This window comes from Streptomyces sp. NPDC004327 (genome assembly GCF_042873935.1).
Classification (GTDB): domain Bacteria; phylum Actinomycetota; class Actinomycetes; order Streptomycetales; family Streptomycetaceae; genus Streptomyces.
In genome coordinates this window covers 71593-96054 of record NZ_JBIAME010000006.1, presented here as the reverse complement: position 1 = coordinate 96054, position 24462 = coordinate 71593, and the positions used below count along the sequence as shown (strand labels likewise).

Sequence of the window (24462 nt, the reverse complement as noted above, 5' to 3'; positions counted from 1 at the left end):
GAGCGCGAAACGAGCGCTCGCGAGCGAACTCGTGACAGCGACGGAGGGGAGGGACATTGAGACAGTCCCGCGCGGACGAGTTCCTGGAGTTCGCCGCCGCACGGTCGGGACATCTGTTCCGCTCGGCATGCCTGCTGACCAGCGGCGACACCCATCTCGCGGAGGACCTGACGCAGGAGACGCTGGGCCGGATGTACGCCCTGTGGGGGCGCGCCAACCGGATCGGCAACCCGGCCGGCTACGCACAGACCGTGCTCGTACGGACCTTCCTGAGCCACCGCAGGCGCCGCTCGGCCACCGAGCGCCCCCTCGGCGAGCTCCCCGACCGGGCGCCCGACAACGGCGAGGACCCCGCCCTGCGGATCGCCCTGCTCGACGCCCTCGCCGGGCTCGCGCCGAAGGACCGGGCGGTGGTGGTGCTCCGCTACTGGGAGGACCGCAGCATCGAGGAGACCGCGCACGCCCTGCACGTCAGCTCCGCAGCGGTGCGCACCCGCTCCACGCGGGCCCTGGCGAAGCTGCGCGAGCGGCTCGGCGCCGGAATGACCGAACTCGTCGCCCGCTGACCCCGATTTTTTTCGAGACCTTCGAGACCTTCGAGATTTTCTCCACCACGGACCGGAACGGTGATCCCGCCATGCCTCAGCACGAGGAGCACGACGTGACGAACGGACGATTCGAGGACGAACTGGGCGCGGTCCTGCGCGCCACCGGCGAGGGCTTCGCCGTCGACGACCGGCGCGAGCTCGCCGCCGGCGGGCTCGCCCGCGGCCGCCGCCGGCTGGTGCGCCGGCGCGTCGCCACGGTCGGCGGCGCGCTCGCGCTCGCCGCGATCGGTGTGGGCGGGGTGTACGGGGGTTCGCTCCTCGGCGGCTCCGCCGGCTCCGGCGGCATCGAGCAGACCTCGGTGGCCGGCCCGGCACCGGCCGGCGACGGCGGGCAGGGCGCCGGCCAGAAGGGCGGCGCCGGTCCCGGCACGCCGTCGATCCCGGTCGCCGAGCTCGCCGCCGTCCTCAAGGCCAACACCCCGGCCGGCACCTGGCAGATCGACAACGAGCAGGGCACCGGCCAGAGCGTCACCGGCGTCTACGACGACGGCAAGGGCAAGTCGGGCGTCTCCGTCGGCCTCTACCGGGCGGGCTCCGACGGCGAGTCGGGCACGTCCCAGGTGACCTGCCCGGACCAGGTGGCCGTCCCGTACGACGCCTGCACGACCGAGCGCCTCGCGGGCGGCGCGAAGCTGATGGTCTTCCAGGGCTACGAGTACCCGGACAAGCGGGTCCTCACCAAGAACTGGCGGGCGGTGCTGCTCACCAAGGACGGCTTCCTCGTCGACGCGAGCGAGTACAACGCGCCCACCGAGAAGGACTCGGCGATCACCCGCCCGAACCCGCCGTTCGACCCCGCGCAGCTGAAGAAGCTGGTCACGGCCGACGGCTGGCGCCCGCTGCTCGCGCAGCTGCCGGCCCTGAAGAAGGCGGAGCGCGCCGGGGCGCCCAGCGCCCCCGACGCCCGGGTCTCCGGGCCGACCGGCGCCCAGGTCCGGTCGACGCTGACGTCCCTGCTGCCCAAGGGCCTGGGCCTGCGGGTCGTCGGCAAGGGCGGCGAGGGCGAGCACGGCTACGTCGTCGTCGACGACGGCCATGGCCGCAGCCTCGTCCAGGTCAACGTCCAGCCCGACATGGGCGGCGTCCGCAAGGAGCTCTTCGACGGCCCCGGCGTCACCACCGAGCCCGACGGCACGATGGTGAAGCTGGAGAAGAAGGCCGGCGAGAAGGGCGGCGCGGGCGTCGTCTGGTGGAGCGCCGACACCATGGACAAGAACGGCTTCCGGGTCATCGTCTCCGCGTTCAACTCGGGCACCCAGCACGACGCCGCCACGCGCACCGACCCGGCGCTGACGACGGAGCAGCTGAAGGAGATCGCGCTCAGCTCGAAGTGGCACCAGCTGGTCAAGTAGGTCGGGGGGCCAAGCCCTTGACCGGCTCCTGAGCGTGCGGGTCCGGACCTCGGCGGAGGCCCGGGCCCGCACCCGTATTCGCACCCGTGCCCGTTACTTCGCGTCCGTGCCCGTGCCCGTCACTTCGCGTCCGTGCCCGTACCCGTCAATTCACTTCGCGTCCGAGTACCGCTCCACCGTCGCCGTCGTGAACGGGAAGCGCACCGGCGTCTCGCCGAACGCGATCCGGCCCGCCTCGTCGCCCGCCGCCGCGATCGCCTCCGCCACCGCCCCGGCCTCCTCCGCCGGGCAGTGCACGATCACCTCGTCGTGCTGGAAGAAGACCAGCTCGGCCCGCATCCCGGCGGTGGCGCGGCGCAGCGCCGCCAGCATCAGCAGGGCCCAGTCGGCGGCGCTGCCCTGCACGACGAAGTTCCGCGTGAAGCGGCCCCGGGCGCGGGCGTCGGTCGACGCGTACCCCGGCACGTAGCCGTCGGAGCCGTCGGCGGCCGCGGACCCGCCGTCCGCGGGCAGGCCCTGCGGCAGCCCCGCCTCCCCGTCCTCGTCCGCGCCCGCCGCGCGCGGGCTGGTGCGGCCGAGCCAGGTGCGGACGAGCCGGCCCTCCTCGCCGGCCCGGGCCGCGTCGTCGACGTACGCCACCGCGCGCGGGAAGCGGCGGCGCAGCGCGGCCAGGTTCTTCAGGCCGTCGCCGCTGGTCTGCCCGTAGATCGCGCCGAGCAGTGCCAGCTTGGCGTGGTCGCGGTCGCCGGCGAAGGCGCGGTCGGACAGCCGGGTGTAGAGGTCGTCGGGGTGCCCGGCGACCTCCATCAGGCCCGGGTCGCGGGAGATCGCGGCCAGCACCCGCGGCTCCATCTGGTCGGCGTCGGCGACGACGAGCCGCCAGCCCTCGTCGGCGACCACGGCCTGCCGGATGACCTTGGGGATCTGCAGCGCGCCGCCGCCGTTGGTGGTCCAGCGGCCGCTGACCGTGCCGCCCGGCAGGTACTCGGGCCGGAAGCGGCCGTCGCGGACCCACTCGGCCAGCCAGGACCAGCCGTGCGCGGTCCAGATCCGGTACAGCTTCTTGTACGCGAGCAGCGGGGCGACCGCCGGATGGTCGATCTTCTCCATCTCCCAGCGCCGGGTGGAGCGCACCCGGATCCCGGCCTGCGCGAAGGCCCGCACGACGTCGGCGGGCAGCTCGGGGCGGACCCGGCGGCCGAACGCGGCCGAGATCTCGTCGGCCAGCTCCGCGAGCCGGCGCGGCTCGCCGCCGCCCGCGTACCGCTCGCCGAGCAGCCCGTGCAGCACCTCCCGGTGCACGTCGGCCCGCCAGGGCAGCCCGGCCCGGTACATCTCGGCGGCGACCAGCATGCCCGCCGACTCGGCCGCCGTGAGCAGCCGCATCCGGCCCGGGTGCGCCGTCAGGTCATGGCGGCGCTGCTGCTCCGCGTACACCTCCAGGAGCGCCTCGAAGGGCAGCGGGGCGGCCGTCGCCGCCGGCTCGAACAGCGAGTCCTGGGCCGCCGGGCCCCCGGCTGGGCGCAGCGGCGGGTCGGGCGGCACCGGCGCGTTCCGCAGGCGGGCCCAGGCGGCGGCGGCCGAGCGGGGCTCGCCGAGCCGCCCCTCGTGGCCGAGGAGCAGCTGCTCGGCGTCCTCGATGTCGTAGCACCGCTCGACCCGCACGCCCGCGGCGAGGAGCCGCGGATACACCTCGCCGGTGCTCCGCCACACCCAGCGCCCGACCCCCGGCCGGGCCCGCACCGCCGCCACCAGGTCCGGCTCGCGGCGTACCGCCCCGGCGGGCCGCCCGTCGCCCCCGAGCGGCACGAGCAGCGCCCCGTCCCCCTCCGGCTCGGGCGCCAGTGCCCACTTCTCGTTCACGGGTGCGAGTCTGGCACCCGGCACTGACAATCGGCCGGTTCGGCCCGCTATGCCGCCTTGTGGAAGAGGGCGGCGGCCTCGCCGCGGGTGCCGACGCCCAGCTTGGTCAGGATCTTGGCGACGTGGAACTTCACCGTGGACTCGCTGATGTGCAGTTCCTCGGCGATCTGGCGGTTGCGGTGCCCGAGCGCCAGCTGGGTCAGCACCTGGAGCTCGCGCTCGCCGAGGTCGCGCAGCGGGTTCAGGGTGCCGGCGGGCGGGGCGTCCGGCAGGGCGAGCGGAACGGTGGCGGTGATCGTGGTGCCCCAGTTGGGCACCGCGTCGACGTCCAGGCGGCCGCCGAGCACCTCCAGGCGGTCGGAGATGCTGCCCGCGCCCAGCGGGCAGACGTCGAGGAGGCCGGGGCCGTCGTCGCGGACGGTGGCCCGGAGCTCGTGCTCGGTCAGCGTCCAGCCGACGTGCACCCGGCCGACCGCGTCCTGGTCGAGGACGACGAGGAGCAGCGCGCGGACCACGGCCCGCACGCCGTGCGCCACGTCGGCGGGCAGGCTGCGGGTGGCGTCCGGGCCCTCGGGCGGGCCGAGTTCGAGCCGGACCGGCGTGTGCCGGAGCATCGGGCGCAGCCCGTCCGCGAGCCGCGCGAAGGCCTCGAAGGCCGGCTCCTCGGCGATCGTCCGGTCCCTGCGCGCCTCGGCCCGCAGCTCGATCAGCGCCGACACCGCGAGGTCGGTCGCGGTCGCCCGGGCCGCCGCGTCGTCCAGGGCCCGGCTGCGCAGCACCCCGAGCACCCCGGAGAACGCCGCGGCGTGCGCGGTGCTCAGCTCGGCGATCACCCGCGCCCGGGTGTCGGCCGCCGCCCGCGACCGGGCGAGCGCGCCCGGCATCGCCTCGGTCGCGAACCGGTCGAAGTGGCTGGTCACCAGGTCCCACAGGTGCTGGGCCAGGGCGAGTTCGGCCTCGCCGGCCGGCTCGGCGCCGGCGTCCCGCACGAGCACCAGGACCGAGCCGCGGGCCGTCGCGTCGCTCCGTACCGCCACCACCTCGCGCTCCGCCCCGCCGACGCCCGCCCGGCCCTGCCACGGCCGGCCGGCGACGCCGGCGGCGAGCAGCGGTGCCAGCTCGGCGGCCGTGACCGGGACGCCGGGGTCGCCGGTGTGCTTGAACGGGGAGTGCGCGCAGTGCGTGGACAGCTCGGCCGCCGACCGGTGCGGGATCAGCGGGGCGAGCGCCTCGGACAGGCGCGGCAGGATCGCGCCCAGCGGTTGGCCGATGATGTCGCGGGCGGCCAACAGGGCGCCGGTCGCGGTGAGTTCCATGGGGTCAAGGGTAGGGACACCGGTCGCCGGACGGCTGTCCTTTCGGCCAGGTGCCACTGGCCGTTCGGATGGCGGGGACAGGTGGGTGCCGGGCGGAAGCTTGATCACATCAAGCGGATGACTCAGCGGATGACTCATTGGGGGAGCGGAATCATGGAAGCGATCGTGTACGAGGAGTTCGGCGGCGCGGACGTGCTGCGTCACGAGACCGCCGTGGCCGTGCCGGAGCCCGGTCCGGGCGAGGTGCGGGTGAAGGTGGCGGCCGCCGGCGTCAACCCGGTGGACTGGAAGCGGCGTTACGGCTGGGTCGAGCAGTTCTTCCCGACCACCTTCCCGGCCGTGCCCGGCCTGGAGTTCGCGGGCACCGTCGACGCGCTCGGCGAGGGCGTGAGCGGACTCGCCGTCGGCGACGAGGTGTTCGGCTGGACGGCGACCGGCGCCTATGCCGAGTACGCCATCGCCGGCACCGTCGTCCCCAAGCCCGCCGAGCTCTCCTGGGAGACGGCCGCGAGCATCCCGGTCGCCGGCGAGACCGCCCAGCGCGTCCTCGACCTGCTCGGCGTCCGGTCCGGCGAGACCCTGCTGCTGCACGGTGCCGCCGGCGCGGTCGGCGCGGTGGCGGCGCAGCTGGCGGTGGCGGCCGGGCTGACCGTGATCGGCACGGCCTCGGAGCGCAACCACGACTTCCTGCGCGACCTCGGCGTGACCCCGGTGACGTACGGCGACGGGCTCGCCGACCGGGTCCGCGCGGCCGCCCCGCAGGGCGTCGACGCGGTCTTCGACGCGGCCGGCCACGACACCCTGCCGGTCTCGATCGAACTCCTCGGCGGCGAGAAGTCCCGCATCGTCACCATCGCCGCGACCGACGCCGCCGAGCACGGCATCGTCTTCTCCGGCCTGACCGCCGATCCGGACGCGGTCCGCGGCTGGCTGACCGACCAGGCCCGCCTGGTCGTCGAGGGCCGGCTCCGCCTCGACATCGCGGAGGTGCTCCCGCTGAAGGAGGCCGCGCGGGCGCAGGAGCTGAGCGAGACCGGGCACGTGCGCGGGAAGCTGCTCCTGGTGCCGTAAGGCGCCGCGCGGAGCGGGTCGGGGCCGCGTCGCCGGTACGGGGGTCCGGCGGCGCGGCCCTCTGCGCGCCCGGAGGCCGTGCGCGGGGCCGCAGGCCGTGTGCGGGGCCGGTGCCCTCACCGCAGGCCGCCCTCGGCACCGGCCCGCCGTCGCCGCCGGGTGCCGGACGGACGGGCCGGGACGGGGACCCGGCTCCGACCCCGGTCCCCGTCCCGACTTACCAGCGTCACCCCTGAGCGGGGTCTTTGCACCCGGGGAGCCACCCGGACCGCTCACGGGCTCGCTCACGGGATCGCTCACGAGTTCGGTGTCCACAGGCTGTGGACGAAGGGCTGTGGACAGCCCGCCGACCCGGCCCCGCCCCGTTCCTGCGACCATCGTGTCGGGACGGTCGCGAGCACGGAAGGAGACGTCCGTGACGGGCACGGTGGGCGAGGCGTTCAAGGCGCTGTACGGGGACGACGAGCACGCCGTCGACACGGCCGCGTCGCTGCTCGCCGCCGACCGCGGCGCCGACGCGGAACTGGTCAGGCGCGGCGAGGAGTTCCTCGGCACCCTCTGGGCCCGTGGCTGGCAGCCGGCCGACGTCGTACGGATGGCCCGCCGCGAGCTCGACGACGAGCACGTACGGCTCCTCGTCGGCCTCGTCCGCACCGAGACGGCCCGCTACGAGCGCCTCCCGCACCGCTGGCAGGCCCAGCTCGACGCCCTCGACGCACCGGGCGACGGCCCCGCCCGGCCGGCGCCGGACCGCTTCTCGCACGCGACCGCCGTCCTGGAGCTCTACCGGCTGCTCGTCCGGCTGCCGCGGCTCGACGCCGTCGGGCCGGTGCCCGGGGAGGCGCTGCCGCCCGCCGTCGCCGGCGAGCCCAAGCAGCTGACCCGGATCAGGGCGCTGCTCGCGAAGGCCGAGGCGACGAACTACGCCGAGGAGGCCGAGGCGCTGACCGCCAAGGCGCAGGAGCTGATGGCCCGCCACAGCCTGGACGAGGCGACGCTCGCGGCGGGCGCGCCGTCGCCGGAGACACCGGGGGCGGTACGGATCGGGGTGGAGCCGCCCTACGAGCAGGCCAAGGCGATCCTGCTCGACGCGGTCGCGGGCGCGAACCACTGCCGGGCCGTGTGGAACGAGTCCTTCGGCTTCTCGACCGTCGTCGGCTTCGAGGCCGACCTCGACCCCGTCGAGCTGCTCTACACCTCGCTCCTGGTCCAGGGCACCGCGGCGATGACCCGCGCCGAGGCCGAGCAGCGGGCCGGCGGCCGCAAGCGCACCAAGTCCTTCCGGCAGTCCTTCCTCCTCGCCTACGCCAACCGGCTCGGCGCCCGGCTCGCCGCCACCAGCCGCCGCGTCGCCGCCGAGGCCCCGACGCTGCTCCCGGCCCTCGCCTCCCGCGAGGTCGCGGTGAGCGCCCGCACCGACGAGCTCTTCCCGGAGACCCGGACCAGCCGGGTGCGGGCCGCCTGGGACGAGGCGGGCTGGACGCACGGCACCTCGGCGGCGGACCGGGCCGGCCTGCGGGCGCCGGGAAGCCGCGGCGAGATCCGCTAGGCGGCCTGTCCGACGCCGGTCCGCCGGACACGACCAGCTCAGGACACGACCCAGCCCCGGAGGCGACCCGGCCCCGGGCCGCGTACGGGTCGGCCCCAGCCCCGGAGACGACCCGGCCCCGGGCCCGTACGACCCGGTCCGGGCCCGTACGACCCGGTCCGGGCCCGTACGACCCGGTCCGGGCCCGTACGACCCGGTCCGGGCCCGTACGGGCCGGCCCCGGGCCCGTACGGGTCGGCCCCAGCCCCGGAGGCGACCCGGTCCGGGCCCGCACGGGTCGGCCCAGCCCCGGACACGACCCAGCCCAGGGCCCGTACGGGCCGGATGCCCGTTTCGCCCCGTATCGGCGGCTAGGCTCATGGTCATGAGCTGGCTCCGGGCGCTGAGGGAGACCGCGCGCTCGGGGCTCAGCGTCGAGCGGCAGCGGCTCGAACCGGCGATCGCGGCGCGCGGGGCGCTCGGGCTCGCCCTCGTCGTCGGGGTGACGCTCGCCCGGTTCGGGCCCGCGGTGGCCGCGTCGTCCGCGTTCGGCGCCTACCAGGCGGCGATCGCGACCTTCCAGCGCTCCTACCGGCCGCGCCCCACCCTCGCGCTCGCGTCCGGCCTGAGCCTCGCGATCTCCACCTTCCTGGGGTATCTGACCGGCACCCACCTCCTCGCCTTCCTGGCGCTCCTCGCGCTGTGGACGTTCCTCGCCGGGCTCTCCTGGGCCGTCGGGCCGACCGTCGGGATCATCGCGTCGTCGAACGTGGCGATCATGCTGGTGACGGTCACCCTGCCGACCTCCGTCGCCGCGGCCGCCGGCCACGCCGCGATGATCGCGGTCGGCGGGCTCGTGCAGGCCGCGCTGATCGTCGTGTTCCCGGTCCGCCGCTGGGGCGCCCAGCGCGACGCGCTCGCCGACGCGCTGGCGGCCGAGGCCGACTACGCCCGCCGCCTGCGCCACGACCCGACCTGCGTCTTCGACCCGGTACCGCTGATGACGGCCCGCAGCGCCGCCGCCGTCACCGCGCGCCAGGCCCGCAGCCGCCCCGCCGAGCTGCACGGGGCGCGCGGGCTCGCCGAGCGGATCCGCCCGGTGCTCGCCTCGCTCGCGGACCCGGCGGTCGGCGCGCCCGCCGAGGGCCCGCAGCGGGACCGGGTCCGCGAGCTGCTCGCCGCGGCCGGGCAGGTCCTGGACGCGGCCGCGCACGCGATCCGGCACGGCGAACGGGTCGACCTGCCGCCCGCCGCCCTCGCCGCGCTCCGCACCCCCGACACCGGCGCGATCCTGACCGGCGCCCCGCGCCGGGCCGCCGTCCGGCTCGCCGCGCTGCTGGAGGACGTCGTGGAGACGGCCGAGCCGCGCACCGAGACCGAGCTCACGAAGGATCCGGCCGTGGCCGCCGCCCGCCGCCGCCCCGGCCTCCTCCGGCTCGTCCCGGTGGCGCTCGGCAGGATGCGGGCCGAGCTGCGCCACGAGTCGCCGGTCCTGCGCCACGCGATCCGGGTCACGGCGGTGGCCACCGCCGGCTACGTCCTCGGCACCGCCCTCCCGCTCGGCCACGGCTACTGGGCGCCGATGGCCTCCGTGATGGTGATGCGCCCGGACTTCACGCAGACCTACGCCCGCTCCGTCGCCCGCTTCGGCGGCACCCTCGTCGGCGTGGCCCTCGCCACCGGCATCGTCCAGGCCGCCCACCCCGGCACCTACCTCTCCGCCGCGCTCGCCGTCGTCTGCGCCTTCGCCATGTACCTCCTCATGCGCACGGGCTACGCGGCCGGCCAGGTCTTCGTCGCCGCGTACGTCGTCTTCCTGCTCGGCATGGAGGGCGCGGGCGTCACCCAGACCGTCCGCGAACGCGTGCTGCTCACCCTGCTCGGCGGGCTGCTCGCCATGCTGGCCTACGCCGTCTACCCGGCCTGGGAGACGCCGCGGCTGCGCGGCCGGCTCGCCGACTGGCTGAAGGCGGACGGGCGGTACGCTGCCGCCGTCGTCGCCCACTTCGCCGCACCGGCCGGCCCGGCGAGTCCCGACGTCCGCGAGGCGCTGCTCGCCACCCGCACGGCCCGGATCGCCTGGCGGGACGGCGTGGCCAGGGCCACCCACGAGCCGGTGCGCCACCGGGGCCTGTCCCGCGCGGCGGCGGACGAGGCCGAGGAGGCCCTGGCCCAGTTCAGCCGGGTCGCCATGCTCCTGGAGGCGCACCTGCCCGAGCGCGGCGCCGAACCCGTACCGCAGGCCGCGGCCCTCGCGGAGGCGCTGCGCCGGGCGACGGAACGGGGTGCCAAGGCCGTACGGGAGCGCAGGGCGCCGCGCTGGGACGAGCTGCGCACGACGGTCGCCGCCTGGGCGAAGGGGGACGGGGCGCCGGACCACTTCCTGCTGCGCACGGGCGCGGTGCTGCTCCTCGACGCGCTCGACGGGCTGACCGAGGCGCTGGGGCACTGAGCCCGGCCGCCCGGGCCGCCGGGCCTCCCGGTCGGGTCCGCTCGGGTCCGCTCGGGTCCGATCCGGCCCGGTCCCGACGTCGCCGGAAAATTCTCGGCGGTCCGTGTCATCCGCCGAAGCGGTGGCGGGAGTTGGAAGAGGTGAGGGGCCCTCACCGGATGCCGGATTCCAGACTTCAGACCCCAGGAGCACACGTATGAAGAAGTACCTCGTGGCCGCCGCCGTGGTCGCGGCGGCCGCGCTGACCGCCACGCCGGCCCTCGCCGCCACCTCCGCGACCCGTGCCGCCGCCTTCGCCACGCCCGCCGTCGCGGCCGCCGCCGCTCCGCACGCCGCCGAGCCCGCCGTCGCGGCCGCGCCGGTCTCCGCCGTGCGCGTCGTCCGGTCCGGCGAGCGCGTCGACGCCGGCGGCGGATTCACGGTGTGGCTGACGCCCGACGGCAAGCACTGGGCCGGCGCGGACGGCTTCGAGAACTTCCGCAGCGTCGTCGACGGCAACATCGACCCGTCCCAGCCCGGCGTCAGCCACCAGTCCGAGGGCGACGCCACCGGAAGCTTCCACTCCGGCCTCTACTACGGAACCAGGAAGGCCGGGAAGGTCGTCCTGACCGGTGCGGACGGCCGCAAGACCACCGCGACCCTCCTCGAACTGCCGGGCCACCCGGGCTGGGGCGTCTGGTACGCCCACCGGGACGGCTCGTCCAAGGGCGTCGGCGTGGCGCTGTACGACCGCAACGGCCGGCTGCTGACCGAGCTTCCGCCATTCTGACCGGCGGATTGGCAGGGCCCGGCACGGGGCGGGCCCTGCCCCTTTCTTCCGGAACGAGCGCGAGGTCCGTCACGGTGTCGCACGAACCAGCGCCCCTGGCCAGAGCCGACAGAGCCGACAGAGCCGACAGAGCCGACAGAGCCGACGGGGACGACGGCTTCGCCGAGTTCGCCGCGGCCGCCTGGCCCCGCCTGGTGCGCACGGCACAGCTGCTCACGGGCGACTTCCACGAGGCCGAGGACCTGGTGCAGACGACCCTCGCCAAGGTGTACGGCCGCTGGCGGCGGGTGCCGCGCGCGGAGATCGACCTGTACGTGAAGCGCGCGCTGGTGAACAACAACCTCAGCCGGCTGCGCCGCAAGCGGGTCGCGCACCTGCTGACCCCGGTCCTCCCGGAGTCGCTGCGGCACGCGTACGCCGGGCACGCCGAGGCGGTGGAGCGGCGCACCGCGCTGATGGGCGCGCTGGCGGACCTGCCGGCGCGGCAGCGGGCGGTGATGGTGCTGCGCTACTGGGAGGATCTGAGCGAGCAGGAGATCGCCGCCGTCCTCGACTGCTCGATCGGCACGGTCAAGACGCACGCCCGGCGCGGACTCACGGCCCTGCGCAACCATCCCGGCCTCACCACTCCCATGAACCCCACCGGAGCGCGACGATGACCCCCGATTCCGAAGCGGACGTGGACGATGCACTGCGGGCCGTGTTCGCGCGGGCCGTCGGGGACATCACGCCGGGTCCGGTGCCGCTGGCGGCCGTCCGGCGCCGGGGCCGGGCGATCAGGCGCCGCCGGACGGCGACGGTCGCGGCCCTCGCGGCGCTCGCGGTGTCGGGCGTGGTGACGGTGACGGCCGTGTCCCTGACCGGATCCGGCCGCCCGGCGACGGCGGCCCCGCCCGCCCCCGTCACGGCCGCCGCCACCTCGCCGGTCGCGCCGCCGGCCACGTCGCCGGTCACGCCGGTCCGTGTCGTGCGGGCGGGGGAGCGGGTGACCGTCCGGGGCTGGACGGTGTGGCTGACGTCCGACGGCAAGCACTGGAAGGACCCCGACGGCGTCGAGAACTTCCGCAGCGTCTCGGACGGCAATCTGGACACGGCCCAGCCGGGCATCTCGCACCAGTCGGAGGGCAACGCCGCCGGCGCCTTCCACTCCGGCCTCTACTACGGCACGCGGGACGCCGGCCGCGTCGAACTCCGGGGCGCGGACGGGCGCACGGCCGTCGCGACCCTCCTCGAACTGCCGGGCCGCCCGGGCTGGGGCGTCTGGTACGTCTACACCGCCCTCACCGATCCGGGCGTGGACCTCTACGACGCCAGGGGCGCCCGGCTGGCCGGCTATCCCGGAACACCGACCGGCCGGTAACACGTTGAGTCGCGTAGTCGATACACCACCCCTCGTGCACGTGCATCTGCCCGTGCGTCTGCTCATGCAGACGCATATGAACACAGCTATGATCCGAGGAAGTTGACACCTGCACCAGTGAACTCGGGGAGCTACCAGTGCATCACGCGCACCACGCGTACAACGGCATGGCGGCCACGGAGCTTCATGGTGTCGTGTGGCAGAAGAGCCGGGCCAGCAACTCCCAGGGCGCCTGCGTGGAGTTCGCGAAGCTGCCCGGCGGCGACGTCGCCGTGCGCAACTCGCGGCACCCCGAGGGTCCCGCGCTCGTCTACACGCCCGCCGAGATAGAGGCGATGCTGCAGGGCGTGAAGGACGGGGAGTTCGACCACCTGGTGTGAGCCGGAACGTGACGAGAGGGCCCCGGTGGCGATCGCCACCGGGGCCCTCTCGTGCGTCTGCGCCGTCTTCGCCGCCGCTACTCCGGGCCCAGCCGGAAGAGCGCCCACACCACCTTGCCGTGCAGCGTCCCGGCGAGCGGGTGCCAGCCCCAGCTGTCGCTGAACGACTCGACCAGGAACAGGCCGCGGCCCGACTCGGCCGCGAAGTCCTCGCCGCCCTCGCGGGCCTCCGGGCTCTCCTGGCTGGGGTCGCGCACGGCGCACACCAGGCGCGAGGCCCAGCGCATCAGGTGCAGCCGCACGGGCGGGTTCAGGCCTTCTTCCGGCGCCGGCTCGGCGCCGTGCGGCACGGCGTGTCGCAGCGCGTTCGTGACGAGCTCGGACACCACGAGCGCCACGTCGTCGAAGCGGTCGTCGAGATCCCAGTTGCGGAGCGTCCGGCTGGTGAACTTCCGGGCGCCGCGCACCGCTTCGTAACGGGGCGGGAGCGCGCAGGAGGCCGAGTTGGAGACGGTCGCGGGATCGATCGGCGGAAGCCCCTGCCGTAACGGCTCGAGCATGGTCGATGTGTTCGTCCCCATGCGAGGCACTCCCGGGAATCGCGACGTGTGGTGCGACAACTGGTGCGACAACGGTGCGGCAACACGAGCGAGTACGCGGCTGCGCGAGCACCATGGTTCCGAATGCGCCGAAGGGATGCAAGGGCAGATGCACGTGCACGCGCCGGACCTGTCCTGCCACGTGCCGATTCTGTGCATAAGTCGTCCACCCCTTCTGCTGAAGCTGCCCGGAACCGGTCCCCTATCCGTAATCGAATGTGTACGCGCTGAAGCGTTTAGTGGCAGAATCCGGGGCTCAGCGGGGACTCGACGAGGACTCCACGGGGGCTCGACAGCGAAAACAGCATCAGGGCAGCACCGTGAAGGGGAGGCTGGAGCCGTGACGGCAGGCGAATCGAGCGGGGCGAACGGGAGTGTGGTGCGCCGCATCCTGCTGGGCTCCCAGCTGAGGCGACTGCGCGAATCGCGTGGCATCACCCGGGAAGCCGCCGGCTACTCGATCCGGGCGTCCGAATCCAAGATCAGCCGTATGGAGTTGGGAAGGGTGAGCTTCAAGGCAAGGGACGTCGAGGATCTGCTCACGCTCTACGGAGTCACCGAGGAGACCGAACGCGGCGCGCTGCTCGGACTGGCCCGCGAGGCCAACCTGGCGGGCTGGTGGCACAGCTACGGCGACGTGCTGCCGGGCTGGTTCCAGACGTACATCGGTCTGGAGGGTGCCGCCTCCCTCATCCGCATCTACGAAGTCCAGTTCGTCCACGGCCTGTTGCAGACCGAGGCGTACGCCCACGCCGTCGTGACCCGCGGCATGCCCGGCGCCGCGCACGCCGAGATCGAGCGCCGGGTCGCGCTCCGCCTGGAGCGCCAGAAGGTCCTCGTCGCCGAGAACGCCCCGCATCTGCACGCCGTCCTCGACGAGGCCGCGCTGCGCCGGCCCTACGGCGACCGGGCCGTGATGCAGGGCCAGTTGCGGCACCTCATCGAGATCTCCGAGCACCCCAACGTCACCCTCCAGGTCATGCCCTTCAGCTTCGGCGGGCACGCCGGCGAGAGCGGCGCCTTCACGATGCTCAGCTTCCCCGAGTCCGACCTGTCCGACGTCGTCTACCTGGAGCAGCTGACCGGCGCCCTCTACCTCGACAAGCGCGAGGAGGTCGCCCAGTACGGCCGGGTGCTCCAGCGGCTCGCCGCGGACAGCCCGGATCCCGCGGAAAGCCGCGATCTTCTCCGTGGACTCCTCCAACTCTCCTGATACGTCAGTACGATGACGGCACATCAGTGAGACGGCTGTGACCGCGGCCGCGTGGGCTCGCACGGCCCGCGTGCCGCGACGGGGCCGTCTCGTGCCGATTGCCGACGTCCGCCACCGCGGGCGGGTAAGGGGTCTCGTTCCATGACGACGCCGACGTCCTACTTCACCGAACTGGCGCACCAGTACATCGACGGCGAGTGGAAGCCGGGCAGCGGCTCGTGGGACATCATCGACTTCAACCCGTACACCGGGGAGAAGCTGGCCGCGATCACCGTCGCCACCGCCGACGAGGTCGACCGCGCCTACCGGGCCGCCGAGCGCGCGCAGGCAGAGTGGGCCGAGACCAACCCGTACACCCGCCGGCTCGTCTTCGAGCGGGCGCTGCGGATCGTCGAGGACCGCGAGCAGGAGCTCGCCGAGGTCATCGTCGCCGAGCTCGGCGGCACCCGCCTCAAGGCCGGCTTCGAACTGCACCTCGCCAAGGAGTTCCTGCGCGAGGCGATCCAGCTGGCCCTGCGCCCCGAGGGCCGCATCCTGCCCTCGCCGGTCGACGGCAAGGAGAACCGCGTCTACCGCCTGCCGGTCGGCGTCGTCGGCGTCATCTCGCCCTTCAACTTCCCCTTCCTCCTCTCCATCAAGTCGGTCGCCCCGGCGCTCGCGCTCGGCAACGCGGTCGTCCTCAAGCCGCACCAGAACACCCCGATCACCGGCGGTACCCTCGTCGCCAGGGTCCTGGAGGAGGCCGGGCTGCCGGCCGGGCTGCTCAACGTCGTCGTCACCGACATCGCCGAGATCGGCGACGCGCTGCTCACCCACCCGGTCCCGAAGGTCATCTCCTTCACCGGCTCCGACCGCACCGGGCGCCACGTCGCCACGGTCTGCGCCCAGCACTTCAAGCACGCGGTGCTCGAACTCGGCGGCAACAGCGCCCTGATCGTCCTCGACGACGCCGACCTCGACTACGCCGTCGACGCCGCCGTCTTCAGCCGCTTCGTGCACCAGGGCCAGGTCTGCATGGCCGCCAACCGGATCCTGGTGGACCGCCGCCTGGAGGCCGAGTTCACCGAGAAGTTCGTCGCCAAGGTGAAGACCCTGCGGGTCGGCGACCCGGCCGACCCGGCCACCCACATCGGCCCGCTCATCAACCACCAGCAGGCCGAGGCGGTCGCCGCGGTCGTCGAGCAGACCGTCGCCGGCGGCGCCACCGCGCTGCTGCGCGGCTCGGTCGAGGGCAGCCTGGTCTCCCCGACCGTGCTCAGCGGCATCGCGGCCGACGCGCCGGTCCTCAGCCAGGAGATCTTCGGCCCGGTGGCCCTGATCATCCCGTTCGACGGCGAGGACGAGGCCGTGACGATCGCCAACGACACCCCGTACGGGCTCAGCGGCGCCGTCCACACGGGCGACATCGAGCGCGGTGTGCGGGTCGCCAAGCGCATCCACACCGGCATGATCCACATCAACGACGGCACCGTGCACGACGAGCCGATCGTGCCCTTCGGCGGCGAGAAGCGGTCGGGCGTCGGCCGGCTGAACGGCGAGGCGATGATCGAGGCGTTCACGACCCAGAAGTGGATCTCGATCCAGCACGGCCGCAGCCGGTTCCCGTTCTAGGAATCGCGGATTCCACGGCCTTGTAGGACATCATCCGACCTAGATGGTCCGTAGGTTGGTCGTTGTCGGGGGAGAGGTCAGCACCCCGGCACCGACCAGATCTGTGGAGGGTGGACAACATGGTGGCTCTTGTTCCCGCGGAGCAGCCCGGCGACGAGCGCGGCGCGTTCCTGAACTTCCTGAAGGCCCAGCGCGAGGCCATCGTCCGGGCGTCCTTCGGCCTCACCGAGGAGCAGGCGGCGAGCCGTCCGAGCGCCAGCGAGCTCAGCCTCTCCGGACTGATCAAGCACGTCGCCGAGGCCGAGCTGAACTGGCTGCGCATGGCGCAGCAGCAGCCGAACGAGCTGCGCCGCGACGAGTCGACCTGGCACGAGAGCTTCCGGCTCGTCGGCGACGAGACCGTCGCGGGGACCGTGGACTTCATGGCGCGGGTCGCCAAGGAGACGGAGGAGTTCGTCCGGTCCGTGCCCAGCCTGGACGACACCTTCCCGCTGCCCGAGGCGCCCTGGTTCCCGAAGGACGGCCGGGTCTCGATCCGCTGGATGCTGCTGCACCTGGTCCAGGAGACCGGCCGGCACGCCGGGCACGCGGACATCATCCGGGAGTCCCTGGACGGCAAGGGCTCCTTCGACCTCATCGCGGAGGAGAAGGCCGCCGAGGTGTCCTAGTCAACGTTGACCAGTGCCTCACTAGACTCGGGGCATGTCAGCGATCCGGCTTCTCGTCCTCGGCGCGGTCAAGCAGCACGGCCGCGCCCACGGCTACCAGGTGCGCAACGACCTGGAGTACTGGGGCGCGCACGAGTGGTCCCACGCCAAGCCCGGCTCGATCTACCACGCGCTGAAGCAGATGGCGAAGCAGGGACTGCTGCGCGCGGACGAGAGCGCGCCCAGCACGGCGGGCGGGCCGCCGCGCGTCGAGTACGAGATCACGGACGCCGGCCGCGAGGAGTACCTGCGGCTGCTGCGCGAGGCGCTGTCCTCGTACGAGCAGGGCCTGGACGTGCGCGCGGCCGGCATCGGCTTCATGGTCGACCTGCCGCGCGCGGAGGTCGTGGAGCTGCTGGGGGCCCGGATCCGGGCCCTCGACGAGTGGCGGGTGCGGGTCACCGAGTACTACACGCCGGAGGGCGGGCCCGAGCAGCTCGGCCACATCGGCGAGCTCATGCGCCTGTGGGTGTTCTCGGCGGACGCGGGCCGGGAATGGGCGCGGGGGCTGATCGAGCGGATCGAGGCGGGGGCGTACGTGTTCGCGGGGGAGGGCGGGGAGCCCTTCGTCGGCGTCCTCGCGGACGGTCAGGACAACCCGTACGCCTGACGCGCCGCCGTGACCGGCGTCCGGGGCGGACGTCGGCGGTGGATCTCGGCGGTGGAATCCAGCAGTGGAATCCTTGAGGCGGATTCCTGCGGTGGTTCTCAGTGGCGGTTTCAGTGGTGGAAGGACGTCGCGGCCGCCTTGTCGTGGGTGAAGGGGCCGGACTGGCGGCGCAGTTCGGGCAGCAGCTGCTCCAGGTCCTCCACGAGCAGGTCCGCCAGGTCGGCGGAGAAGCCGTTGCGGCAGACGATCCGCAGTACCGACAGGTCCTCCCGGTTCTTCGGGAAGGTGTACGCGGGCACCAGCCAGCCCTGTTCGCGCATCCGCCGTGACACGTCGAACACGTCGAAGGCGGTCACGTCGGAGGCGGTGGTGAAGGCGAAGACGGGCAGCTCGTCGCCGCGGGTGAGCAGCTGGAAGTCGCCCATGGCGTCGATGCGTTCGGCGAGGCCGCGGGCGACGTCCCGGCTGGTCTGCTGGACCGCCCGGTAGCCCTCCCGGCCGAGCCGCAGGAAGTTGTAGTACTGCGCGACGACCTGGGCACCGGGGCGGGAGAAGTTGAGCGCGAAGGTCGGCATGTCGCCGCCCAGGTAGTTGACCCGGAAGACCAGGTCCTCGGGGAGCTCGGCGGGCGTGCGCCACAGGGCCCAGCCGACGCCCGGGTAGACCAGGCCGTACTTGTGTCCCGAGGTGTTGATCGAGGAGACCCGGGGCAGCCGGAAGTCCCAGATCAGCCCCTCGTCGACGAAGGGCGCGACCATGGCTCCGGAGGCGCCGTCGACGTGCACGGGGATGTCGAGGCCGGTGCGCTCCTGGAGCTCGTCGAGGGCGGCGCAGATCTCGGCGACGGGCTCGTAGGAGCCGTCGAAGGTGGAGCCGAGGACCGCGACGACGCCGATGGTGTTCTCGTCGCAGAGCGCGGCGGCGGAGGCGGCGTCCATGTGGAAGCGGTCGCCGTCCATGGGCACCAGCCGGGGCTCGACCTCCCAGAAGTTGCAGAACTTCTCCCAGCACACCTGCACGTTGATGCCCATGACCAGGTTGGGGCGGGCGCCGGGGTAGCGGTCGGCGTTCCGCTTCGTCCAGCGGCGCTTGAGGGCCATGCCGGCGAGCATGCAGGCCTCGCTGGAGCCGGTGGTGGAGCAGCCGACGGCCGCCGCCGGGTCGGGGGCGTTCCACAGCTGGGCGAGCATCGAGACGCAGCGGCGCTCCAGTTCGGCGGTGCGCGGGTACTCGTCCTTGTCGATCATGTTCTTGTCGCGGCACTCCGCCATCAGCACCCCGGCCTGCGGCTCCATCCAGGTGGTGACGAAGGTGGCCAGGTTGAGCCGGGAGTTGCCGTCCAGCATCAGCTCGTCGTGCACCAGCTGGTAGGCGCTCATCGGCGGCAGCGGTCCGTCGGGCATCCGGTGGCGCGGCGGCGCCTCGGTCATGCCGCCGAGCGGGTTGGCCTCGCCGTAGAACGGGTTGAGGGCGAGGCGCCGGAAGGGTTCGCTCTCGCGCTCGTCGGGACCCTTGTGCAAGGCCATGGGGCTCCTTCCAGAGGGATTTCTCGGGGCTGGCGGTGTTCTCGGTGGTCTCAGTGCACGGAGGCGCCGTGCTGGTCGAGTTCCATCTCCGGGCGGCCGGTGACGACCAGCCAGGCGGGCAGGGAGGCGAGCACGAGCAGCGCCACCAGTGGGGGCGAGCCGGCGATCACGGCGGCGACGAAGAGGCTCACCCAGCCCTGGCGGGTGTGGGCGAGCAGGATGCCGAGGACGGCCGAGGAGACGGCCACCGTGGGATTGATCTCGGGGACGAGCGCCTGGGCGAGCAGCCCGAAGGAGGCGCCGATGAAGACGGCCGGGAAGACCCGGCCGCCGACGAAGCCGCACGAGGCGGCGACGAGCAGCGCGGCCGACTTCACCACGGTCAGCTTGGTCAGTTCGCCAGAGTCGTACGAGCCGATCGACTGGACGAGCTCCTTGGTCTCCGTCAGCCCCTTGAAGAGGGTCAGCTGTCCGCCGAGCGCACCGAGCAGTCCGAGCACCAGGCCGCCGGCGGGCAGCATCACCATGGGGTGCCGCATCCGCTGGAAGGCCCGGTGGACGTAGGGGAAGGCGTAGCAGGACAGCAGCCCGAAGAGGGCGGCGAGGGTGGCCACGATCAGGGCGGCGAGGACGTCCTCGTAGCCGGGGTCGTTCAGCGCCGGCAGCCCCATGTTGAAGCTGGGGTGGTCGGCCAGCTGGGTGGTCATGGCCCCGGCCCCGGCGGCGAGCAGCGGGGAGAAGAGCCGGTCCCACAGCGCGGGGCCCGGCCGGCCCGGCCGGGTGGCCAGCGACTCGGAGAGGACGAGCGCGGCGGCCACCGGGGTGCCGAACAGGGCGCCGAAGGTGCCGGCGGTGGCCAGCGAGACCCAGAAGACGCCCGGCACGTCGGCCCGGACCATCCGGCCCAGCCAGAAGGTGAGGGCGATGGCGGCGGCGATGGTCGGGTACTCCGGGCCGAGGCTGACGCCGCCGGCCAGGCCCAGGGTGCTGGCGAGCAGCAGGCCGGGGACCACTCCCGGCGGCACCGGCGGCCCGCCGAGCCCGCCCTCGGCCGGGTCGGGGCCGGCGTGCCCGTACACCTTCCAGATGACGAGGCCGACGGCGATGCCCGTCGCGGTGAGCACCGAGATGATCCAGAGCGAGGAGTAGCGGCCGATGCCGAGTGCGTCCGGAAGGGTGTTCCAGACCACGTGCTCCAACTGGTCGGCGATTCCGCTGATGGCGAGGAACAGCAGGGCCGAGCCCACCCCGACCACGAGCGCGGGCAGGATCTGGGGCAGCAGGACCTTCAGCGGTGCCTCGGGGGCGGAAGTCTCGGTGGCCACCGCCCCACCATAAGTGGGCAAATGCCGCATGACATCCCGAGATTCGTGCCCCGGCCGGAGAACCGGGCCAGGCCCGGGCTTGCACCTCACGTCGCGTCAGGGCCGAGGCTCGGGGACGACCGACGAAACACGAGACGGGGAACCGATGAGCTATTCCGTGGGACAGGTCGCCGGATTCGCCGGGGTCACGGTGCGCACCCTGCACCACTACGACGCGATCGGGCTGCTCTCGCCGGGCGGCCGCAGCACGGCGGGCCACCGCCGCTACGACGACGCCGACCTCGACCGGCTCCAGCAGATCCTGTTCTACCGGGAGCTGGGCTTCCCCCTCGAAGAGGTCGCCGTCCTCCTCGACGACCCGGGCGCCGACCCGCGGGAGCACCTGCGGCGCCAGCACCGGCTGCTCACGGCGCGGATCGGGGAACTGCAGCGGATGGCGGCGGCCGTCGAACACGCCATGGAGGCGAAACGCATGGGCATCAACCTCACGCCCGAGGAGAAGTTCGAGGTCTTCGGCGACAAGGACCCCGAGCGCTACGCGGAGGAGACCGAACGCCGCTGGGGCGGCACCCACACCCACGCGCGGACGCAGGCCCGCGTCGCCACGTACACCAAGGACGACTGGCAGCGCATGAAGAACGAGATCGACGCCTGGGGCGCCGCCTACGGCGCCCTGATGGACGCCGGCCACGCCCCGGACTCCCCGGCCGCCATGGACCTCGCCGAGGCCCACCGCGACCACGTCACCCGCTGGTTCTTCGACTGCCACCCGAAGATCCACCAGGGCCTCGGCGACTCCTACGTCTCCGACGCGAACTACCGCGCCTTCTACGACGCGATCCACGAGGGCCTGGCCGAGCACCTGCGCGCCGCGATCCACGCGAACGCGCGCCGCCTGGCCGCGTAGCGGGCACAGCCCCGTAGCCCTGCGCCCGGGCGCGCACGGCTACGCCCGCCCGCGCCGGACGCCCAGCCCCTCGCCTGAGCCCGGCCGCGCAGGACGCCCGGCCGGGCTCAGGCGCGCGGCGCGATCACCACGGCGGTCCCGTACGCGCACACCTCCGTGCCCACGTCGGCGGCCTCCGTGACGTCGAACCTGAACATCAGGACCGCGTTCGCGCCGCGCACCCGCGCCTGCTCCACCAGCCGCTCCATCGCCTGGTTGCGCGTCTCCACCAGGGTCTTCGTCAGACCTCTCAGCTCACCGCCGACCAGCGACTTCAGCCCGGCGCCGATCTGGCTGCCGATGTGCCGCGAGCGGACGGTCAGGCCGAAGACCTCGCCGATCACCTGCTTCACCTCGAACCCGGGCACGTCGTTCGTCGTGACCACCAGGACATCCGACTGGCCCGTCTGGCCGCCGCCGTACTCCTCGATGCCCATGCGCATACACCTCCTGATCCGGCTCCCGCGCCGGCTCCTGGACCTGCTCCTGGAAGATCAGACTGCCGTCGCCGCAGGCCCCGCGCATCCGGGACGGACCCGGACGGACCCCGGAGAAAGACCCGTAAGGGCCGGGCGCGGAGCGCGTGGAACCAGGGGTGTTCACTCCACGTTGATAGCTTGGAGCGGTCGTCCCGTACGACAATCCCCTTGCACGCCCCCTCGCCCCCACCGACCGCAGGAGCCCGGAACCCCGTGAACACGCTTGCCCTCGGACCGAGCTGGCTGGATCCGGACTATCTGATCCAGACCTTCGGCCTGATCGGTGTCCTCGTCATCGTCTTCGCCGAGTCCGGCCTCCTCATCGGCTTCTTCCTGCCCGGTGACTCGCTGCTCTTCACCACCGGCCTCCTGGTCACCACCGGAAAGCTGCACACCCCCCTGTGGGCGGTGTGCGCGCTCGTGGTCCTGGCGGCCGTCGTCGGCGACCAGGTGGGCTACCTGTTCGGCCGCAAGGTCGGCCCCGCGCTCTTCAAGCGCCCCGACTCCAAGCTCTTCAAGCAGGAGAACGTGGAGAAGGCCCACGCCTTCTTCGAGAAGCACGGCCCCAAGTCGCTGATCCTGGCCCGCTTCGTGCCGATCGTCCGCACGTTCACGCCGATCATCGCCGGCGTCAGCCGGATGAACTACCGCTCGTTCCTCGTCTTCAACATCATCGGCGGCGTGCTGTGGGGCGCCGGTGTGACGCTGCTCGGCGCCTCGCTCGGCAAGGTCGAGTTCGTCCACAAGCACATCGAGCTGATCCTCGTCGGGATCGTGCTGATCTCCGTGATCCCGGTCGTCATCGAGCTGCTGCGCGCCCGCTCCCAGTCGAAGAAGGCCCCGGCCGAGGGCGCCTACGGCGACCACGACGCCGCCACCCCGTCCCGCCGCCGCCACGCGAAGCGCTGACCCGCGCGTACCCGCCCGCGAAGGCGAGTGGGCCGAAGGGCGCCCGGAGGCGAACCCAGCCTCGATGAATCAGAAGCCCCGCGTGCGCTTGGCGGCCCGACGGGCCGCCGCCGCGCGGGGCGCCTGCATGAAGAGGCGGGCCAGCTCGCCACCGAGGTTCACGCCGATCGCGATCGCCAGGGCCAGGGCCGCGGCCTTCGCCAGTGAGGCGAAGCCCCCGTCCAGGTTGTTCTGGGCGATCGCGAGGACACCGAAGTACGTCGCCGAACCGGGCAGCAGCGGACCGATCGCCGCCGTCACGTACGGCAGCGACGACGTGTGCTGGTAGCGCGCCGCCAGCTGCCCGAAGAGGCCCACCAGACCGGCCGCGACCGCCGTCGCCATCACCGCGGACCCGCCCGCCGTCACCGCGATCGACGCGTACACCACCCACGCCACTCCGCCGTTCAGCGTCGCGAACAGCACCGTCGCCCGCGACTGCTGCAACAGGATCGCGAAGGTCGCGCACAGCACCATCGAGGCCGCGATCTGCACCCACGGCCGCTCCACCGCCCGCAGCGCCCCCTCCGGGTTCAGCTCCGCCCCGAACTGCACCGCCAGGTACAGCACCGACAGCACGCCGATCACGATCGCCACGAAGAAGTAACCCACTTCGAGGATCCGGGCCGAAGCCGTGATGTAGAAGCCCGTCAGCCCGTCCTGCACGGCCGCCACCAGCGCCCGCCCCGGGATCAGCGCGAACAGGCCACCGGTGATCACCGCGGAGGGCCGCAGCTCGGTGTGCGCGACCGTCAGCGCCACGCCCATCGCCGCCGGCGGCATCGCCGCCACCAGGAACTGGTAGAACTCCGGCAGCCCGCGCCCCGCGCACAGCCACGCGAGCCGGTCGCCCAGCATCGCGCCGAGCGCCGCCACGAGGAACACCGTCACCCCGCCGCCCAGCAGCACCGAGGCCGCGCCCGCGAGCACCCCGGCCGCGAGCGTCAGCACCCAGCCCGGGTACGGGTGCCGGTTGCGGCGGATCTCCGCCAGCCGCCGGTACGCCTCCTCCGGCGTCACGTCGTGGTCCGGGTCGTTGATGTCCGCGAGCAGCTGGTAGACCGCGGCCAGCCGGGTGTAGTCGGTGCCCCGGCGCCGTACCGTCCGGTTCGCCGTCACCGGGTCGTCCACCAGCGACGGCTGGTACGTCACCGACAACAGCGTGAACGTCACCGTCGGCTCGCAGCGGTCGAGCCCGTACGAACGGCAGATCGCGAACATCGCCGCCTCGACGTCCTCCGCGCCCTCCCCGCCCGCGAGCAGAAGCTCGCCGATGCGCAGCGTCAGGTCGAGCACGCGCGGCACCGGCGGCCCGGACTCGTCCGGCTTGCCCCGTGCCTCCGGCACCGGCCGGTCGGCCAGCGGCAGCCGCAGCATCGTCCGCATCCGGTCCTGCCACGGCGCGTCCGCCGGCAGATTCACCAGCGGGATCCCGTACGCGGGCGTGAACGCCGGCGGCGAGGTCTGCGCCGAGTACGTCGACGGCGGCGCGAAGGCCGAACCCTCCGGCTCGGCGGCCGGCTCGGGCGCCAGGCCCTCCGGCACGGCGAACTCGGAGGTCGGATGCTCCTCCTCCGGTGGCTCGGGCGGCGCCACCCCGGCCGGTGGGACGAACGCGCTGCGCGCCTCGTCCGACTGCGGCTTCCGGTCCTCCGGGGCCTCCTCGGGCCCGTTCGGCTGCGCCACCACTTTTCCCTCGCCCCTCGTCCTCGCTCGTCACGTCGACCCGAACAATCAAGCCAAGTATGAACGCGCGAAGGGCGGCGCACCTCAGTAGGTGCACCGCCCTTCACAGGCTC

Annotated in this window: 22 protein-coding genes; 15 read left to right on the top strand and 7 right to left on the bottom strand. The window is 73.5% G+C overall.

Annotated features, from left to right (window positions below):
* Window positions 1–56: 56 nt before the first annotated feature.
* Window positions 57–566 (top strand): SigE family RNA polymerase sigma factor, encoded by a 510-nt coding sequence (locus ACFYU9_RS21135; RefSeq protein WP_389345693.1) that lies wholly within the window; start codon window positions 57–59, stop codon window positions 564–566.
* Window positions 567–661: 95 nt separating this feature from the next.
* A complete protein-coding gene (locus ACFYU9_RS21130) occupies window positions 662–1960 on the top strand; it encodes a hypothetical protein (RefSeq protein ID WP_389345692.1) in 1299 nt (432 codons plus the stop codon).
* A gap of 150 nt (window positions 1961–2110) precedes the next feature.
* On the opposite strand, the gene ACFYU9_RS21125 is transcribed toward ACFYU9_RS21130, so the two are convergent.
* Window positions 2111–3823, bottom strand: a complete 1713-nt coding sequence (locus ACFYU9_RS21125) for a bifunctional 3'-5' exonuclease/DNA polymerase (protein ID WP_389211313.1) — start codon at window positions 3821–3823, stop codon at window positions 2111–2113.
* A gap of 47 nt (window positions 3824–3870) precedes the next feature.
* On the bottom strand, window positions 3871–5139 hold the full coding sequence (locus ACFYU9_RS21120) for a LuxR C-terminal-related transcriptional regulator (protein WP_389211315.1): 1269 nt from the start codon (window positions 5137–5139) through the stop codon (window positions 3871–3873).
* A gap of 153 nt (window positions 5140–5292) precedes the next feature.
* On the opposite strand from ACFYU9_RS21120, the gene ACFYU9_RS21115 reads away from it, so the two are divergent.
* From ACFYU9_RS21115 to ACFYU9_RS21085, 7 genes are all read left to right on the top strand, one after another.
* Window positions 5293–6210 (top strand): NADP-dependent oxidoreductase, encoded by a 918-nt coding sequence (locus ACFYU9_RS21115; RefSeq protein WP_389211317.1) that lies wholly within the window; start codon window positions 5293–5295, stop codon window positions 6208–6210.
* A 415-nt stretch (window positions 6211–6625) separates the two neighbouring features.
* The gene (locus ACFYU9_RS21110) at window positions 6626–7759 is read left to right on the top strand and encodes a DUF2786 domain-containing protein (RefSeq protein ID WP_389345691.1); all 1134 of its coding nucleotides are present in this window, start codon (window positions 6626–6628) and stop codon (window positions 7757–7759) included.
* Between the two features lie 364 nt (window positions 7760–8123).
* A complete protein-coding gene (locus ACFYU9_RS21105) occupies window positions 8124–10190 on the top strand; it encodes an FUSC family protein (RefSeq protein WP_389211321.1) in 2067 nt (688 codons plus the stop codon).
* A gap of 196 nt (window positions 10191–10386) precedes the next feature.
* Entirely contained in the window at window positions 10387–10959 is a 573-nt protein-coding gene (locus ACFYU9_RS21100) for a hypothetical protein (RefSeq protein ID WP_389345690.1), read from the top strand.
* A 74-nt stretch (window positions 10960–11033) separates the two neighbouring features.
* Window positions 11034–11618 carry a SigE family RNA polymerase sigma factor gene (locus ACFYU9_RS21095; RefSeq protein WP_389345689.1) on the top strand — a complete coding sequence of 195 codons (585 nt, stop codon included), beginning with the start codon at window positions 11034–11036 and terminating at the stop codon, window positions 11616–11618.
* Window positions 11615–12319: a hypothetical protein gene (locus ACFYU9_RS21090; RefSeq protein ID WP_389211323.1), complete on the top strand. Its 705-nt coding sequence runs from the start codon at window positions 11615–11617 to the stop codon at window positions 12317–12319. The genes ACFYU9_RS21095 and ACFYU9_RS21090 overlap by 4 nt, the downstream gene beginning before the upstream one ends.
* Window positions 12320–12486: 167 nt before the next feature.
* A complete protein-coding gene (locus ACFYU9_RS21085) occupies window positions 12487–12699 on the top strand; it encodes a DUF397 domain-containing protein (protein WP_389211515.1) in 213 nt (70 codons plus the stop codon).
* Window positions 12700–12776: 77 nt separating this feature from the next.
* On the opposite strand, the gene ACFYU9_RS21080 is transcribed toward ACFYU9_RS21085, so the two are convergent.
* Complete coding sequence (locus tag ACFYU9_RS21080) at window positions 12777–13280, bottom strand: ATP-binding protein (RefSeq protein ID WP_389211325.1); 504 nt, start codon at window positions 13278–13280, stop codon at window positions 12777–12779.
* Between the two features lie 358 nt (window positions 13281–13638).
* On the opposite strand from ACFYU9_RS21080, the gene ACFYU9_RS21075 reads away from it, so the two are divergent.
* The 4 genes from ACFYU9_RS21075 (at window position 13639) to ACFYU9_RS21060 (ending at window position 17439) form a co-directional block, all read left to right on the top strand.
* On the top strand, window positions 13639–14511 hold the full coding sequence (locus ACFYU9_RS21075; RefSeq protein ID WP_389211327.1) for a helix-turn-helix domain-containing protein: 873 nt from the start codon (window positions 13639–13641) through the stop codon (window positions 14509–14511).
* Window positions 14512–14652: 141 nt separating this feature from the next.
* A complete protein-coding gene (locus tag ACFYU9_RS21070) occupies window positions 14653–16122 on the top strand; it encodes an aldehyde dehydrogenase family protein (protein WP_389211329.1) in 1470 nt (489 codons plus the stop codon).
* A 119-nt stretch (window positions 16123–16241) separates the two neighbouring features.
* Window positions 16242–16790 (top strand): DinB family protein, encoded by a 549-nt coding sequence (locus ACFYU9_RS21065; RefSeq protein WP_389345687.1) that lies wholly within the window; start codon window positions 16242–16244, stop codon window positions 16788–16790.
* Window positions 16791–16824: 34 nt separating this feature from the next.
* Entirely contained in the window at window positions 16825–17439 is a 615-nt protein-coding gene (locus tag ACFYU9_RS21060) for a PadR family transcriptional regulator (protein WP_389345686.1), read from the top strand.
* A gap of 110 nt (window positions 17440–17549) precedes the next feature.
* On the opposite strand, the gene ACFYU9_RS21055 is transcribed toward ACFYU9_RS21060, so the two are convergent.
* Both ACFYU9_RS21055 and ACFYU9_RS21050 read right to left on the bottom strand, forming a co-directional pair.
* A complete protein-coding gene (locus ACFYU9_RS21055; RefSeq protein WP_389211334.1) occupies window positions 17550–18965 on the bottom strand; it encodes a glutamate decarboxylase in 1416 nt (471 codons plus the stop codon).
* Window positions 18966–19015: 50 nt separating this feature from the next.
* Entirely contained in the window at window positions 19016–20320 is a 1305-nt protein-coding gene (locus ACFYU9_RS21050) for an ion channel protein (RefSeq protein ID WP_389345685.1), read from the bottom strand.
* Between the two features lie 115 nt (window positions 20321–20435).
* On the opposite strand from ACFYU9_RS21050, the gene ACFYU9_RS21045 reads away from it, so the two are divergent.
* Window positions 20436–21197 (top strand): MerR family transcriptional regulator, encoded by a 762-nt coding sequence (locus ACFYU9_RS21045; protein WP_389211337.1) that lies wholly within the window; start codon window positions 20436–20438, stop codon window positions 21195–21197.
* Between the two features lie 107 nt (window positions 21198–21304).
* On the opposite strand, the gene ACFYU9_RS21040 is transcribed toward ACFYU9_RS21045, so the two are convergent.
* On the bottom strand, window positions 21305–21673 hold the full coding sequence (locus ACFYU9_RS21040; protein ID WP_389211340.1) for a YbjQ family protein: 369 nt from the start codon (window positions 21671–21673) through the stop codon (window positions 21305–21307).
* 255 nt (window positions 21674–21928) lie between these two features.
* On the opposite strand from ACFYU9_RS21040, the gene ACFYU9_RS21035 reads away from it, so the two are divergent.
* Window positions 21929–22624: a DedA family protein gene (locus ACFYU9_RS21035; protein WP_389211343.1), complete on the top strand. Its 696-nt coding sequence runs from the start codon at window positions 21929–21931 to the stop codon at window positions 22622–22624.
* 69 nt (window positions 22625–22693) lie between these two features.
* Here ACFYU9_RS21035 and ACFYU9_RS21030 read toward each other — a convergent pair whose 3' ends face one another.
* On the bottom strand, window positions 22694–24352 hold the full coding sequence (locus ACFYU9_RS21030) for a threonine/serine exporter ThrE family protein (RefSeq protein WP_389211345.1): 1659 nt from the start codon (window positions 24350–24352) through the stop codon (window positions 22694–22696).
* Between the last annotated feature and the right edge of the window lie 110 nt (window positions 24353–24462).